Origin of the sequence: Nocardioides sp. (assembly GCF_030019515.1) — a bacterium.
Lineage (GTDB): Bacteria > Actinomycetota > Actinomycetes > Propionibacteriales > Nocardioidaceae > Nocardioides.
In genome coordinates this window covers 96,196-111,412 of the sequence record NZ_JASEEQ010000010.1, presented here as the reverse complement: position 1 = coordinate 111,412, position 15,217 = coordinate 96,196, and the positions used below count along the sequence as shown (strand labels likewise).

Genomic DNA, 15,217 nt, shown 5'->3' with positions numbered 1-15,217 from the left:
TCGGTGCCGTGGGCGAGGATGGGCGGGTGAGCGCTCTCGACCGGTTCAGCGAGCCGACCCGCACCTGGTTCGGCGCGGCGTTCGCGACGCCGACCCCGGCCCAGGAGGGGGCCTGGGCGGCGATCGGCGCCGACCGGCATGCGCTGGTCGTGGCACCCACCGGCTCGGGCAAGACGCTCAGTGCGTTCCTGTGGAGCCTCGACCGGCTGATCACCACCCCGCCGCCCGACGACAAGCGGCACCGCTGCCGGGTGCTCTACATCTCCCCACTCAAGGCCCTCGGGGTGGACGTCGAGCGCAACCTGCGGGCACCGCTGGCCGGCATCCGGCACACCGCGGAGCGGCTCGGGACGACGGTGCCCGAGGTCCGCGTGGGCGTGCGCTCGGGCGACACCCCGGCTGCCGAGCGACGCAAGCTCACGACCAGCCCACCGGACATCCTGATCACCACCCCCGAGTCGCTGTTCCTGATGCTCACCAGCCAGGCCCGGGAGTCGCTGCGCGGCGTGGAGACCGTGATCGTCGACGAGGTGCACGCCGTCGCCGGCGGCAAGCGCGGCGCCCACCTGGCGGTGAGCCTCGAGCGGCTCGACGCGCTGCTGGAGCGTCCGGCCCAGCGGATCGGCCTCAGCGCGACCGTGCGCCCGCTGGAGGAGGTGGCCCGGTTCCTCGGCGGCACCGCCCCGGTCGACATCGTGGCCCCGCCGAGTGAGAAGCAGTGGGACCTCAAGGTCGTCGTCCCCGTCGAGGACATGACCGCACCAGCGGAGTACGACGAGGACGAGGACGACCCGCAGCGCGCCCAGAGCATCTGGCCGCACGTCGAAGAGCGCGTCGTCGACCTGGTCGAGCAGCACCGCTCCACGATCGTCTTCGCCAACTCCCGGCGGCTGGCCGAGCGGCTCACCGCCCGGCTCAACGAGATCGCGACCGAGCGGGCCCAGGAGGGCGGCGGCCTCGAGGCTCGCTCCGCTCGCACCTCGACCACCGGAAGTCCGGCGCAGCTGATGGCGCAGTCCGGCGTCTCGACGAGCTCGACCGGCGATCCGGGCACCACCGTGATCGCGAAGGCCCACCACGGCTCGGTGTCCAAGGAGCAGCGGGCGCTGATCGAGGACGACCTCAAGCGCGGCCGGCTGCCCTGCGTGGTCGCGACCAGCAGCCTCGAGCTCGGCATCGACATGGGCGCGGTCGACCTGGTGATCCAGATCGAGAGCCCGCCCAGCGTCGCCAGCGCGCTCCAGCGCGTCGGCCGGGCCGGCCACCAGGTCGGCGAGGTCTCCCGCGGCGTGCTGTTCCCCAAGCACCGCGGCGACCTCGCCCAGACCGCCGTCGCCGTCGAGCGGATGCGCACCGGCGCGATCGAGTCCCTGCGCGTCCCGGCGAACCCGCTCGACGTGCTCGCCCAGCAGGTCGTCGCCGCCACCGCCCTGGACGCCTGGTCGGCCGACGAGCTCTTCGACCTGGTCCGCCGCAGCGCGCCGTTCACCCAGCTGCCGCGCAGCGCCTACGACGCCACCCTCGACCTGCTCAGCGGCCGCTACCCCTCCGACGAGTTCGCCGAGCTGCGCCCACGCCTGGTCTGGGACCGCGTCACGGGCACCCTCAGCGGCCGCCCCGGCGCCCAGCGACTGGCCGTCACGAGCGGCGGCACCATCCCCGACCGCGGTCTCTTCGGGGTGTTCCTCGTCGGGGGCGAGGGCCCCGGGCGGCGGGTCGGCGAGCTGGACGAGGAGATGGTCTACGAGTCCCGGGTCGGTGACGTCTTCGCGCTCGGCGCGACGAGCTGGCGGATCGAGGACATCACCCACGACCGGGTCCTGGTCACGCCCGCGCCCGGCGTCCCGGGCCGGCTGCCGTTCTGGAAGGGCGACACGCTCGGCCGGCCCGCCGAGCTCGGGGCCGCGATCGGGGCCTTCACCCGCGAGCTGGCCTCGATGCCGCGCGACCAGGCCACGGCGCGCGCCGTACGCGACGGGCTCGACGAGTACGCCGCCGGCAACCTGCTCACCTACCTGCACGAGCAGCTCGACGCCACCAACGTGCTCCCCAGCGACCGCACGCTGCTCGTCGAGCGCTTCCGCGACGAGCTCGGCGACTGGCGTCTGGTCGTGCACTCCCCCTACGGCACCCCGGTGCACGCGCCGTGGGCGTTGGCGATCAACGCCCGCCTGCGCGAGCGCTACGGAGTCGACGGCCAGGCGGTCGCCTCCGACGACGGCATCGTGATCCGCATCCCCGACACCGAGGCCGAGCCGCCCGGCGGCGACGTGGTCGTCTTCGACCCCGACGAGATCGAGGGGATCGTCACCACCGAGGTCGGCGGCTCCGCGCTGTTCGCCTCCCGGTTCCGCGAGTGCGCCGCCCGGGCGCTGCTGCTCCCCCGCCGCGACCCCGGCCGCCGCTCTCCCCTCTGGCAGCAGCGGCAGCGCTCGGCCGCGCTGCTCGAGGTCGCCGTCAAGTACCCCTCGTTCCCGATCGTGCTCGAAGCCGTGCGCGAGTGCCTCCAGGACGTCTACGACCTCCCCAGCCTGCTCGCGCTGATGCGCGGCGTCGACCGGCGCGAGGTCCAGGTGGTCGACGTGGCGACCCATCAGCCCTCACCGTTCGCACGCAGCCTGCTGTTCGGCTACGTCGCGCAGTTCATGTACGAGGGCGACTCCCCCATCGCCGAGCGCCGGGCCGCCGCCCTCGCCCTCGACCAGGGCCTGCTGGCCGAGCTGCTGGGTCGGGCCGAGCTGCGCGAGCTGCTCGACCCCGAGGTGCTCGCCGAGGTCGAGGCCGAGCTCCAGCGGCTCGCCCCCGACCGCCGGGCCCGCGACCCGGAGGGCGTCGTCGACCTGGTCCGGCTGATCGGCCCCCTCAGCACCGACGAGGTGGCGGCTCGGTGCCTCCCGGGTGCCGATGTCGGCCCGTGGCTGGACGCGCTCGGCCGCGCCCGGCGACTGGTCCAGGTCCGAATGGCGGGCGAGGAGCGCTGGGCGGTGGTCGAGGACGTCGGCCGGCTGCGCGACGGCCTGGGCGTGCCGGTGCCACCCGGCACCCCCGACGCGTTCACCGACCCGGTCGAGGACCCGCTCGGCGACCTGGTGTCGCGCTACGCCCGCTCCCACGGTCCGTTCACGGCCGAGCAGGTCGCCGTGCGCCTGGGCCTCGGAGCCGCCGTGGTCCGGCACACCCTCCAGCGGCTCGCTGCCCACGGGCGGGTGCTCGACGGGGAGTTCCGGCCCGCCGGCAGCGGCACCGAGTGGTGCGACGCCGAGGTGCTGCGCCGGCTGCGCCGCCGCTCCCTGGCCAGGCTGCGCCAGGAGATCGAGCCGGTCGAGCCGGAGGCGCTGGGCCGGTTCCTGGCCGCGTGGCAGCACGTCGCGACGGGGTCGACCACCCGCGGGGCACGGCGCGGCGTGGACGGGGTCCTGGCCGTGGTCGACCAGCTCGCGGGCTGCGCCGTACCCGCCTCCGCGCTGGAGCCGCTGGTGCTCGCCTCGCGGGTGGTCGACTACGAACCCTCGTACCTCGACGAGCTGACCGCCTCCGGCGAGGTGCTGTGGGCCGGCCACGCCGCACTGCCCGGAGCCGACGGCTGGGTCTCGCTGCACCTCGCCGACCAGGCGCACCTGACGCTCCCCGAGCACTCGCCGTTCGAGCAGTCCCCTGGATCTTGGGGAGAGCTCCATCAGGCCGTCCTCGACGCCCTGGCCCCCGGCGGCGCCTGGTTCTTCCGCCAGCTCTCCGACGCCGTCGGGTCCACCAACGACGCCACGCTCTCGGCGGCGCTGTGGGACCTGGTCTGGGCGGGCCGGATCAGCAACGACACGCTCACCCCGCTGCGCGCCCTCACCCGGTCCGGCACCCCTAGCCACCGCAGCAGGCGCCCCCCGCCGCGGACCGGCCGCCCCGGGCGCACCGGCCCGCCTCAGACGGCCGGCCGCTGGGCGCTGCTGCCCGCACTCGACACCGACCCGACCCGGCGCGCGCACGCGACCGCGGAGCGACTGCTCGAGCGCCACGGGGTGGTGACCCGCGGGGCCGTGGTCAGCGAACGGGTGCCGGGCGGCTTCGCCGCGGTCTACAAGGTGCTCTCCGCGTTCGAGGACTCCGGTCGCTGCCGGCGCGGCTACTTCGTCGCCGGCCTCGGCGCCGCCCAGTTCGGCACCGCCGGGGCGGTCGACCGGCTGCGCACGTACTCGGTCTCGACAGGCTCGACCACCGGGAGCACCGACGGCAAGCCCATGGCGGCCGCCCTGGCCGCGACCGACCCGGCCAACCCCTACGGCGCCGCGCTGCCCTGGCCGGCCTCGACAGGCTCGACCCCCGATGGGCGCGGCCACCGACCCGGCCGCAAGGCCGGTGCGATCGTGGTGCTGGTCGACGGCGTCCTGACGCTGTACGTCGAGCGCGGCGGCCGCACCCTGCTCACCTGGACCGACGAGCCGGACCTGCTCGGGCCGGCCGCCGCCTCGCTGGCCGAGGCCGCACGGCGCGGCTCGCTGGGCCGGATGACCGTCGAGCGCGTCGACGGCGAGCAGCTGCTCGGCTCCGGGTCGACCCCGCTGCGCGAGGCGCTCCAGGCCGCCGGGTTCGTCGCGACCCCGAAGGGCCTGCGGCTCCGGACGGTCGCCGGTGCCTGAGGGCGACGCCGTCTGGCGCACCGCCGAGCGCCTGCGCCGCGCGCTCGACGGGCAGCGGCTGGTGCGCACCGACCTCCGGGTCCCTCAGCACGCCACCGCCGACCTGTCCGGCGGCACCGTCGTCGAGACCGTCTCCCGGGGCAAGCACCTGCTCACCCGGATCGCCCACGAGCAGGACTGGACGCTGCACACCCACCTGAAGATGGAGGGGTCGTGGCGCGTCTACCGTGCCGGCGAGCGCTGGACCAAGCCCGCCCACCTGGCCCGGGTGGTGCTCGACGTCGGCAGCCGCAGCGCGGTCGGGTTCCAGCTCGGCGTGGTCGACCTGCTCCCCCGCGAGCGTGAGGACGACGTCGTCGGCCACCTGGGGCCGGACCTGCTCGGCCCGGACTGGGACGCGGAGGAGGCGGTACGCCGGCTCACCGCGGACCCGGTCCGGCCGCTCGGCGAGGCCCTGCTGGACCAGCGCAACCTCGCCGGCATCGGGACGATCTACCGCAGCGAGCTGTGCTTCCTCACCGGCTACGACCCGCGCGACCCGGTCCCGGTGGTCGCCGACCCGCTGCGGCTGGTCCGACTGGCGCACTCGATGCTGGACCGGAACCGCCACCAGGCACAGATCTGCACCACCGGGGACAAGCGCCGGGGCCGGAGCCTCTGGGTCTACGGACGCTCCGGCGAGCGCTGCCTGCGGTGCGGCACGACGATCGCGCACGGCCAGCTCGGTGAGCCGGGCCGCGAGCGGGTCGCCTACTGGTGCCCCGCCTGCCAGCCGCGCCGATGATCAGGCAGCGGGGACGACGGCGAGCGCGCTCGCGGTCTCCTCGAGCGCGACGGCGTCCGACACCTCGCGCAGCACGTCCGAGAGGGGCACGTCGAGGGCCGCGCACAGGGAGGCGAGCAGCTCGGAGGAGGCTTCCTTCTGGCCGCGCTCGATCTCGGAGATGTAGCCCAGGCTGACCCGGGCCTCGGCGGAGACCTCGCGCAGTGTCATGCCGCGCTGCATCCGCAGGTCGCGCAGCACATCGCCGAGCAGCCGACGAAACAGCACCATGCGCGTCTCCTCTCCGTGGAACAGTACGAACAACGCTACCCGAGGGGCGTTTCTTCCCGTCGCAGGACCGCCTCCAACGCCTCGAACGCCTCCTCGCAGGTGCGCCGCTGGATCTTGCCACGGTCACCGCTCAGCTCGAGCGCGACCACCTCGAGCAGGCCAGGCCCGGCGATCCCGATGAACACCGTGCCGGGCGGCTTGCCCTCCTGCTCGGTGGGGCCAGCGACGCCGGTGGTGGAGATCCCGAAGCCCGCGCCCATCAGGGCACGCACCCCCGACGCCATCGCGCGGGCGCACTCGGCGGACACGACCCCGTGCCGCTCGATGATCGCGTCGTCGACGTCCAGCACCGAGGACTTGATCTCCGTGGCGTACGTGACGACCCCGCCGAGGTAGGTCTCGGAGGCGCCCGGCACGTCGGTGAGCGCGACCGCGAGCCGGCCCCCGGTCAGGGACTCCGCGGTCGCGATCGTGTGGCCGGCGGCCCGGAGGAGTAGGTGCACGCGGGTGAGCAGGTCCGTCACGGCAGTCAGATTAGCCACCCCGGCTAACCTCGCGGCATGGCGCAACCGATCGCGGACTACGCGCTGGTCGGCGATCGGCAGACCGGGGCCCTGGTGGGGACGAACGGCTCGATCGACTGGCTGTGCCTGCCCCGCTTCGGCTCCTCGGCCTGCTTCGCCGCCCTGCTCGGCACCGAGGACCACGGGCACTGGCAGCTGTGCCCGGTCGACGACTACCAGGTCAGCCGTCGCTACGTCGGGGGCTCCTCGGCCCTGGAGACGACGTTCACCACGGCCACCGGCGTCGTGACGCTGACCGACGTGATGCCGCCGGGCGACCGCCGCTCCGACGTCGTACGCCGGATCCGCGGGGTGCACGGCACGGTGCGGGTCCGCCACGAGTGGGTCGTGCGGCTCGACTACGGCGCGGTCCTGCCCTGGGTGCGTCGCCAGACGGTCGACGGCGAGGCGGTCATCACGGCCATCGGCGGCCCCGACCGTCTCGTGCTCCGCGGCCCGCGGCTCCCCCGGGCCAACGACCACCGGCACACCGACGAGTTCGACGTCGACGAGGGCGCCGTCCTGACGTTCTCCACCACCTGGCTGCCCTCACACCTGCCGCTGCGCGACCTCGGCCAGATCGACGACCGCGTGGAAGCCGCTGTCGCGGAGGACGAGGAGTGGGCCCGGCGGTGCCGCACCGACGTGCCGCACTCCGACCTCGTGCGCCGCTCGCTGCTCACGCTGCGGCTGCTGACCGACTCCGAGACCGGCGGGATCGTCGCCGCGCCGACCACCTCACTGCCCGAGGACCCGGGCGGGGAGCGCAACTGGGACTACCGCTTCTGCTGGCTGCGCGACGCCGCGCTCACGATCGGCGCCCTGATCGAGGCCGGCTACACCGAGGAGGCGCAGCTCTGGCGCGGCTGGCTGCTGCGCGCGGTCGCCGGCGACCCGGCGGATCTCCAGATCGTCTACGCCGTCGACGGGAGTCGGCGGATCACCGAGCTCGAGCTCGCCCACCTGCCCGGCTACCAGGACTCGCGGCCGGTCCGGATCGGCAACGGCGCCTCCCTCCAGCGCCAGCTCGACGTCGTCGGCGAGGTGATGATCGCCCTCGAGCAGACCCGGCAGGCGACCGGAGACGTCGACCGCAACGGGTGGGCCCTCCAGCTGGCACTGATGGAGAACCTGGCCCGCACCTGGCGCGAGCCGGACCACGGGCTGTGGGAGATCCGCGGGCCGCAGCAGCGGTTCACCCACTCCCAGGCGATGGTGTGGGCGGCGTTCGACCGGGCGGTGCGCGCGGTGGAGGACTTCGACCTGGACGGGCCGGTGGAGCAGTGGCGCGAGCTGCGCGACACGGTCCACGCCGAGGTCCTCGAGCGCGGCTTCGACGCCGAGCGCGGGACCTTCGTCCAGCACTACGGCACCACCGCCGTCGACGCCTCGCTCCTGGTGCTCCCCAAGATCGGCTTCGTGGCCGGCGACGACCCCCGGATGCTCGGGACGATCGCGGCGATCGAGAAGGACCTGATCCGCGACGGCCTGGTGCTGCGCTACCGCACCGAGACCGGCGTCGACGGCCTGCCGGGCGACGAGCACCCGTTCCTGGCCTGCTCGTTCTGGCTGGTCTCCGCCTACGCCGGGTGCGGGCGCACCGATGACGCGCACGCCCTGTTCGACCGCCTGTGCGCCCTGGCCAACGACGTCGGGCTCCTCCCGGAGGAGTACGACGCCGCGCGCGCCCGGATGATCGGCAACTTCCCGCAGGCGTTCAGCCACCTGGCCCTGGTGCGCGCGGCGTTCGACCTCGAGCCGCGTTGACCCGCCCGAACGTTCCGGGCGGGTCGACGCGGTGGGTCAGTGCCCCGCGGGGTTGGTGACGCGCACCCGGACCGTGGTGCTGCCGGCCGCGACGGCCTGGTCGCCGGAGTAGGCCACCGTGAGCACGTGGCTGCCGCGCTTGAGGGCCCTCTTCGGCAGCACCACGACCGTGGCGCCGTCCGACAGGGTGGCGGTCCCGAGCACCTGGTCGCCGTCGAGGATCGACACCTCGCCGGTCGGCACGACGCCGTCCGCCGTCACGGTCACGGCGATCTCCGGGCGCTCCTTGCTGAACACGACGGTCGTGTCCTCGGCGGTCACCGTCGACGCGACCGGCCCGATGGCCGGCAGGTCGATGCCGACGATCTCGGGGTCGTGGTCGGAGGCGCGGTAGGGGCCGGGGGCGTAGAAGTCGGTCGCGTTGTAGTTGTAGCGGCTGTACTCGAACGCGATCGACTCGTCGGCGTTGATGTTCCAGATGTCCACCCCGGTGACCATCGCCGCGGCGGCCGGGCTGGCCAGCACGTGGTCCAGCGAGCCCGCCAGGCCGTCGAAGCTGTACGTCGTCTCCTCGGGGTCGGTCGTCGACTCGAGGTTGTCGTAGCCGTCGCCGTACAGGACCTGGAGCGGGTCCTCCTCGGTGTAGGAGTTGAAGTCACCGGTCAGGAACACCTGGTCGGTGTCGAGGCCCGCGGCGACCTGGTCGGCGAAGTCGCTGAGCGCCTCGGCCTGCGCGATCCGGTCCGGGTTCGCGTTGCCCTGGCCGGTGCCGTCGTCGACGCCCGAGCCCTTGGACTTGAAGTGGTTGACGATCACGGCGAACGCGTCGGCGTCCGGAGCGCCGGTGGCCTTGAACCCCTGCGCGAGCGGCTCGCGGGCATCGGCGAACGCGGCCGACCCGGTGAGCACGTCCGAGGGTCCCACCAGCGAGACGTCGGCCGGCTTGTAGATGAAGGCCGTGCGGATGACGTCCTGCTCGGCCACGGTCGGCAGATCGGCGGCGTCCGGCGACGGGGCGTACGCCCAGACCGTCGAGCCGGCCGCGGCGTTGAGGGCGTCGACGAGCGTCGAGACGGCGTAGTCGCGGTCGAGGCCGAACTTCACCGAGTTCTCGATCTCCTCGAGCGAGATGATGCTCGCGCCCAGCTCGTCGATCGCCGCGACGATCTTGGCCTGCTGGCGCTGGAGGTTCGTCTCGTCGGCCGCGCCACGCGGGCCCGGCGACTCGTCGGTGCCGCACCGGTTCACGGTGATGTGGTTGCCGGCCCGGTCGTTGTAGTAGGTGCAGGTCCCCAGGCCCGCGGCCTCGTAGTCGGCGCCGGTGGTCGGGAAGTAGTTCAGCACGTTGAACGTCGCCAGCCGGATGTCGCCACCGACGGGCTCGGGCGCTGCGGTGCGGGTGTTGGTGAAGGTCGCGACCTCGGTGCCGGCGCCGGTCACCCGGCTGGTCGGCTGGAGGTTCCACATGCTGTTGCGGAACTCGAGCACCAGGGGCTCGTGGAACGTGACGGCCGACCCGATGCGGACCGGGTTGTCCTGGGACAGCCACGGCAGCGGGATGCCCTTGTTCGCGCTGGAGTTGAAGTTGATGCTGGCGCCGTCGTCGAGCGTGATCATGCGGGCGGCGTTGTCGGCCTGGATCGCGGCGACCGCGGGGGTGTCCTGCGCGTCGACGACGTCGGTCGGCTGGACCAGCGGGTGGTCGCCGGCGGCGAGGGTGAACGAGGCGTAGTAGTTGGTGTCGTAGTTGTCGCTGACGGTGAACGCGCCCTGCGGCGCGACCAGCTCGCCCTCGTGGGACTCCTTCTCGGTCGCCGTGTCGAGGTCGCTCCACGGTGCGTCGAGCGGGGCCACGGTGCCCAGCGGGGTCGCGAGGTCGACCACGTCGGCCGCGGTCGCCGAGATCTCCGTGGTGCCGTTGAACTCGCTGACCGCGCCGGTGACCTCGACGCTGTCGCCGATCGCGACCGTCGCGGTCGCGGCGGAGCCGTAGACGAAGACGGCGTCCGAGGCGCCCGGGGTGTCCGGTGTGCCCGGGGTCTGGAGGTAGAAGCCGTTGTAGCCGCCGGTCGGGTACGCCGCGGTGACCACGCCCTCGGTCACGACCGTGTCGCCGACCAGTGGTGAGGTGTCGCCGGTGCCCTGGATCTCGGCGATCGTCGCCTCGGTCGGCTCCGCCGGAGGCTCGGTCGTGCCGCCGCTGTTCTGCGGGTCCGGCGCACCGGCGGTGAACTCGGTCGAGTTGTTGTCGGCATCGGGTGCGATCCGGCTGCTGGAGGTGGTGTTGCTCAGCCCCGCTGCCTTGGCCGTCTCGTAGGTGTTGCTGTTGATGCCGACCAGGTCGACGATGCCGTCGCGCACGGTGGCGCCGTCGGCGGTCGGGGCGAGCGCGGTCGTGCCGCTGGCGAGCCAGACGGTGAACGCGGAGCCGCTCATGGCGACCGACCCGGTCGCGTCCGGTGCCGGCAGGGCCGTCGTACCGCCGGTGCCGGCGGCCTCCTGGATCAGGTAGTGCCCGCCGGCGGGGACCGACCCGCTCAGCGCGGTGACCCCGGACGCAGGGGCGGTGCTGCCGCTGCTTCGGTACTGCACGGACATGCCGTCGACCGAGATCGGCGCGGACGTGGGGTTGTAGAGCTCGATGAAGTCGTGGGTGTACGCGGCGCCGCTGTTGCCGCCACCGCCGTACACCTCGCTGATCACCAGGCCGGTGCTGGCGGCCTGGGCAGCCGGCAACGGGGCCAGGGTGAGACCGGTGGTCGCCGCAGCGAGACCGGCGACCAGCGCCAGCCCTCGCCGCGACGTCCGAGACGTCATGGACATGAGGGAACCTTCCGAGTGGGTGGAGTGACGCCTGAGCCATCGAGGGATGGCCACGTCGGGGCCCGCCTGGCGGCGGGCCCCGACGGTTGTGGTGCTGCTATCGCCGCTTGACGCGGATCGGGACCTTGACGACCGTGCCGGTCTTGTTCCCGACCAGGCGCAGCGTGACGGTGCCGGTCTTGTCGGCGGGGACGCCGAGCGCGACCCGCGCGGTGCCCGTCTCGTCGTACGCCGAGAGCACGTCCTCGAGCGCGACGATGGTGTTGTCGACCGCGAAGCGGTCGAGGGTCTTCTGCCCGATGCGGGCGAAGATCTTGGTGTCCTGGACGTCGCCGACGCCGGTGAAGGCCCACGAGGAGACGTCGAGCTTCACGCGCCGCGAGCCCGGCTGCACGATGTTGTCGGAGATCCAGTTCACGCCCATCGCGTGCTGCCTCCAGACGGGGGTCGCCGGGTTGTCGGCGCCGTGGACCGCCATGTAGTCGACCATCGCCTGGAGGTCGGTCTGGCCCGTGTCACGCGAGCTGGTGCCGTCCTTGAACGCGGTGAAGTTGTCACCGCCTCCGGCGAGGAAGCTGTTCGCCGTGACCGAGTAGGTCGCGTCGTCCTCGATCACCTGACCGCGCAGCCACATGGTGCCGATCCGCTCACCGGCGGCCGCGTCGGGGTCGTAGGTGTACTTGAACGCGCGCGAGGTGCCCAGGCGGAGGAACGGCCGCGAGGAGCCCTCGGGCTGCCACTGCTGCTCGAGGATCTGCCGGATCTGCGCTCCGGTGAACTGCTTGTTGACGAGGGTGTTCGCGAACGGCTGGACGTCGGCCGCCTGCCGGTAGGTCACCCCTGCCGGGTAGCCGGCATCGGCGTTGCCGACCATGTCCTTGCGCAGGCCGCCCGGGTTCATGAACGCGATCTGCGCCCCTCCGAACGTGTCCTTGCGCGTGGCCCACCGCTGGACGTCGGCCACGAAGTTGCCGAGCGTGGACTCGCCGCCGCGGTTCTCGGTGCCGTCGGCCTTGGTCGCCCGCTTGTACGCGCCACCGAGCTGGCCGAGCACCGCGGAGCCGGGGCCCGCGGCATCGGCCACGGCCTGGTCGACGATCGCCTTGACATTGGCGTCCGCCTCGTAGGTCCCCGTGTTGATGTTGAGGTTCTCGTTCGTGACGGCCAGGACGGTGCCCGTGGCCGGGTCGACCGAGAAGTCGAGCTTGTTCAAGAACGCGCCGTACTGACCGGCCGAGACGACGGGGCGGTCCTTGACGACGCGCGTCGCGTCGGTGGCCCAGGAGGCGACCGGGAAGGAGCAGCTGTAGTTGAGGTGCGTGTGGCCGGACACGATCGCGTCCACGTCGCCGCTCACGCCGTTGATGATCGAGCCGAAGTCGGACGTCGGGTCGTCGTCCATCGTGGCGCAGTCGGTCGACGGCGCGCCCTCGTGGACGAGCAGCACGACCACGTCGGCGCCGGCCGCCTTGAGCTCGGCCGCCTCCTCGTTGGTCGCGTCGACGATGTCGGTGACGACGAGACCCTCGATCCCGTCGGGGCTGACCAGCTCGGGCAGGTGCTCGGTGACCGCGCCGACGAAGCCGACCGTCACGCCGGCCACGTCCTTGGTCCACGACGGTGCGATCTCGTCGGCGGTCCCGGGCTCGTCGAGGTTGGCGGCGATGTAGGTCCAGCCGGCGCCGCCCTTGGGGTTGGTCGTGGCGTCGAAGGGGGCCATCACCCGGTCGACGAGGTCGTCGTAGCCCTTGTCGAGCTCGTGGTTGCCGACTGCCGACACGTCGAGGTCCATCTCGTTGAAGATGTCGATGGTCGGCTTGTCCTGGGCGATGAAGGAGTCGAACGTGGTCGCTCCGATCAGGTCGCCGGCGGCTGCGAAGATTGTGTTCGGGTTCTCCGCACGGAGCGCCTCGATCGCTCCGGCGTACTTGGCGGCACCCGGGATGTCCCGGTCCGGCTGGAGCCGCCCGTGGAAGTCGTTGGTGCCGACGATCTGGATGTCGACCGGGTCGGCGGCGCTCGCAGGCGTCGTGATCATGGTGGTGGACGTCGCGACGAGCGCGAGTCCGGCAGTGGCGGTGAGGGCCCGCAGACCCTGTCGCGCCCGAGAACTACTGACTGGCAACGGATCGACCTTTCGACGGTTGAGAAAGGGTGGTGCCGGTACCTAACCCCACGGGACCGTAAGAAATCCAGAGTCGAAGTGCCCAGGACGTAACGGTTCGGCTACCAGTCGGGTTTGACAGGAAGACCTGCTCCTCGAGAGCGGGTGAGCAACGGCAGATATCGCCGAGACGGCTCCCGGTCGACCGTCAGGATTCGCCGGTCACGCCGAGCGCAGCGTGTGCCGCTGCTGCCAGACCCCGCGGAAGAACTCCCAGCCCGACCAGAGGGTGAGGGCCACGGCGATCGCCAGGCACACCTGGGCGGTGTAGAACACGATGTCGCCGGGGGTCCCGGCCCAGCCCGGGAGGTCGGGGTCGCGCAGCGGCAGGCACAGGGTGCCGAGCGCGATGGCCTGGAAGGTGGTCTTGAGCTTGCCGAGGTCGGCGGCCGCGATCACGACCTTCTTCAGGATCGAGAGCCGCAGCAGCGTCACGCTCCACTCCCGCAGCAGGACGACGATGGTGACCCACCACCAGACGTCACCGACGATCGAGAGGCCGACGAAGGCCATCCCGGTGATCGCCTTGTCGGCGATCGGGTCGGCGATCTTGCCGAAGTTGGTGACGAGGTTGTGCTTGCGGGCCAGGTCACCGTCGACCTTGTCGGTGACCATCGCGACCACGAAGACCAGCCACGCGATGCAGCGCCACAGGACCGAGTCGCCCCCGTCGACCAGCAGCGCCCAGGCGAAGAACGGCACCAGCACGATCCGCAGCGTGGTGAGCACGTTCGGGACGTTCCAGTTGCTCGGCTGCGTCTCCACCTCGGTCATCCCAGCACCTCGGTCGTCACAGGGGCCTCGCGTCCAGGTCGGCACCCTCGGAGGCCACCACGACCGCGCCGACCAGGTCACCGACGCGGGCGTCGCTGTCGAGCAGGTAGGTGGAGCCGTCGACCTCGGGGCCCTGGTGGGCCGCCCGGCCCTCGACGGTGCGCCCGTCCGGGCCGTCCTCGATCCGCTCCACGAGCACCTCGACCTGCTCCCCGAGGCGTTCGGCCGCGCGCTGGGAGGTCAGCTCCTCGACCAGGGCGGTGACGTGCTCGACACGGCCCCGGATCTCGTCCTCGTCCAGCTTGCCGGCGTACGTCTCGGCCTCGGTGCCGTCCTCGTCGGAGTAGCCGAAGACCCCGGTGACGTCGAGGCGCGCGGCGACCAGGAAGTCGCACAGCGTCTCGAGGTCGTGCTCCGTCTCGCCCGGGAACCCCACGATCACGTTGCTGCGCACGCCGGCGGCCGGCGCATGGCCACGGACCTGGTCGAGCAGGGCGAGGAAGCTCTCCGGGTCCCCGAACCGACGCATCCGGCGCAGCACCGGCGCGCTCGCGTGCTGGAAGGAGAGATCGAAGTACGGCGTCACGCCCGGCGTGCCCGCGATCGCCTCGATCAGCCCCGGCCGGGTCTCGGCCGGCTGGAGGTAGGAGACGCGGACCCGCTCCACGCCCTCGACGGCGACCAGCTCGGGCAGCAGCGTCTCGAGCAGGCGTAGGTCGCCGAGGTCCTTGCCGTAGGACGTGGAGTTCTCGCTGACCAGGAACAGCTCGCGGGCGCCGTGGTCGGCGAGCCAGCGCGCCTCCTGGAGCACGTCACTGGGCCGGCGGCTGACGAACGAGCCGCGGAAGGCCGGGATCGCGCAGAACGAGCAGCGCCGGTCACAGCCGCTGGCCAGCTTCAGGGCCGCCGTGGGGCCGTCGTCGAGGCGGCGTCGTACCGACGCGGGGCCGGAGGCGTGCCCGGGGACCGGCGTGGTGGACAGGACCCGCTCGACCGGCGTGATCGGCAGCAGCGTGCGGCGGTCGTGGGGGATGTGCGCCTCGTGGGCCTCCCCCGCGACGATCGATCGCAGCCGCGCGGCGATGTCGGGGTAGTCGTCGAAGCCGAGGACGGCGTCGGCCTCGGGCAGCGAGGCCGCGAGGTCCTTGCCGTAGCGCTCGGCCAGGCAGCCGACGGCGACCACGGCCTGCGGACGGCCGTGCTCCTTGAGGTCCGCGGCTTGGAGCAGGGTGTCGACGGAGTCCTTCTTGGCCGCCTCGACGAAGCCGCAGGTGTTGACGACGACGGTGTCGGCCTCGGCCGGGTCCTGGACCAGCCGGAACCCGTCGGCCTCCAGGCGGCCGGCCAGCTCCTCCGAGTCGACCTCGTTCCGGGCGCAGCCGAGGGTCACCATCGCCACCGACAGCAGTTCGCGGACGGGGGCAGGGCTGGAGTCAGTGGT

The 15,217-nt window shown here is 72.7% G+C and carries 9 protein-coding genes; 3 read left to right on the top strand and 6 right to left on the bottom strand.

The window, feature by feature from the left end; all coding sequences use genetic code 11:
- Positions 1–26: 26 nt before the first annotated feature.
- Together QMC84_RS14995 and QMC84_RS14990 are read left to right on the top strand one after the other, a co-directional pair.
- The gene (locus tag QMC84_RS14995; protein WP_300375941.1) at positions 27–4,631 is read left to right on the top strand and encodes an ATP-dependent helicase; all 4,605 of its coding nucleotides are present in this window, start codon (positions 27–29) and stop codon (positions 4,629–4,631) included.
- Positions 4,624–5,415 (top strand): DNA-formamidopyrimidine glycosylase family protein, encoded by a 792-nt coding sequence (locus tag QMC84_RS14990; protein ID WP_300375939.1) that lies wholly within the window; start codon positions 4,624–4,626, stop codon positions 5,413–5,415. Before QMC84_RS14995 ends, QMC84_RS14990 begins: the two co-directional genes overlap by 8 nt.
- Here QMC84_RS14990 and QMC84_RS14985 read toward each other — a convergent pair whose 3' ends face one another.
- Both QMC84_RS14985 and QMC84_RS14980 read right to left on the bottom strand, forming a co-directional pair.
- Positions 5,416–5,685: a helix-turn-helix transcriptional regulator gene (locus QMC84_RS14985; RefSeq protein WP_300375937.1), complete on the bottom strand. Its 270-nt coding sequence runs from the start codon at positions 5,683–5,685 to the stop codon at positions 5,416–5,418.
- A 35-nt stretch (positions 5,686–5,720) separates the two neighbouring features.
- Positions 5,721–6,209: a CinA family protein gene (locus QMC84_RS14980; RefSeq protein WP_300375935.1), complete on the bottom strand. Its 489-nt coding sequence runs from the start codon at positions 6,207–6,209 to the stop codon at positions 5,721–5,723.
- Between the two features lie 36 nt (positions 6,210–6,245).
- On the opposite strand from QMC84_RS14980, the gene QMC84_RS14975 reads away from it, so the two are divergent.
- Positions 6,246–8,015, top strand: coding sequence for a glycoside hydrolase family 15 protein (locus tag QMC84_RS14975; protein WP_300375933.1), 1,770 nt, complete (start codon positions 6,246–6,248; stop codon positions 8,013–8,015).
- Between the two features lie 36 nt (positions 8,016–8,051).
- On the opposite strand, the gene QMC84_RS14970 is transcribed toward QMC84_RS14975, so the two are convergent.
- The 4 genes from QMC84_RS14970 to rimO form a co-directional block, all read right to left on the bottom strand.
- On the bottom strand, positions 8,052–10,832 hold the full coding sequence (locus QMC84_RS14970) for an ExeM/NucH family extracellular endonuclease (protein WP_300375931.1): 2,781 nt from the start codon (positions 10,830–10,832) through the stop codon (positions 8,052–8,054).
- Between the two features lie 103 nt (positions 10,833–10,935).
- Positions 10,936–12,876 carry a bifunctional UDP-sugar hydrolase/5'-nucleotidase gene (locus QMC84_RS14965; RefSeq protein WP_300375929.1) on the bottom strand — a complete coding sequence of 647 codons (1,941 nt, stop codon included), beginning with the start codon at positions 12,874–12,876 and terminating at the stop codon, positions 10,936–10,938.
- A gap of 288 nt (positions 12,877–13,164) precedes the next feature.
- Positions 13,165–13,776 (bottom strand): CDP-diacylglycerol--glycerol-3-phosphate 3-phosphatidyltransferase, encoded by a 612-nt coding sequence (gene pgsA, locus QMC84_RS14960; RefSeq protein ID WP_300375927.1) that lies wholly within the window; start codon positions 13,774–13,776, stop codon positions 13,165–13,167.
- A gap of 16 nt (positions 13,777–13,792) precedes the next feature.
- Entirely contained in the window at positions 13,793–15,181 is a 1,389-nt protein-coding gene (rimO, locus tag QMC84_RS14955) for a 30S ribosomal protein S12 methylthiotransferase RimO (protein ID WP_300376113.1), read from the bottom strand.
- Positions 15,182–15,217 lie beyond the last annotated feature (36 nt).

Bases quoted from the DNA above. Each gene is read 5' to 3' on its own strand.
- QMC84_RS14970 (WP_300375931.1), bottom strand. From the start codon at position 10,832: ATGACGTCTCGGACGTCGCGGCGAGGGCTGGCGCTGGTCGCCGGTCTC.
- QMC84_RS14965 (WP_300375929.1), bottom strand. From the start codon at position 12,876: ATGATCACGACGCCTGCGAGCGCCGCCGACCCGGTCGACATCCAGATC.
- QMC84_RS14985 (WP_300375937.1), bottom strand. From the start codon at position 5,685: ATGGTGCTGTTTCGTCGGCTGCTCGGCGATGTGCTGCGCGACCTGCGG.
- QMC84_RS14975 (WP_300375933.1), top strand. From the start codon at position 6,246: ATGGCGCAACCGATCGCGGACTACGCGCTGGTCGGCGATCGGCAGACC.
- pgsA (WP_300375927.1), bottom strand. From the start codon at position 13,776: ATGACCGAGGTGGAGACGCAGCCGAGCAACTGGAACGTCCCGAACGTG.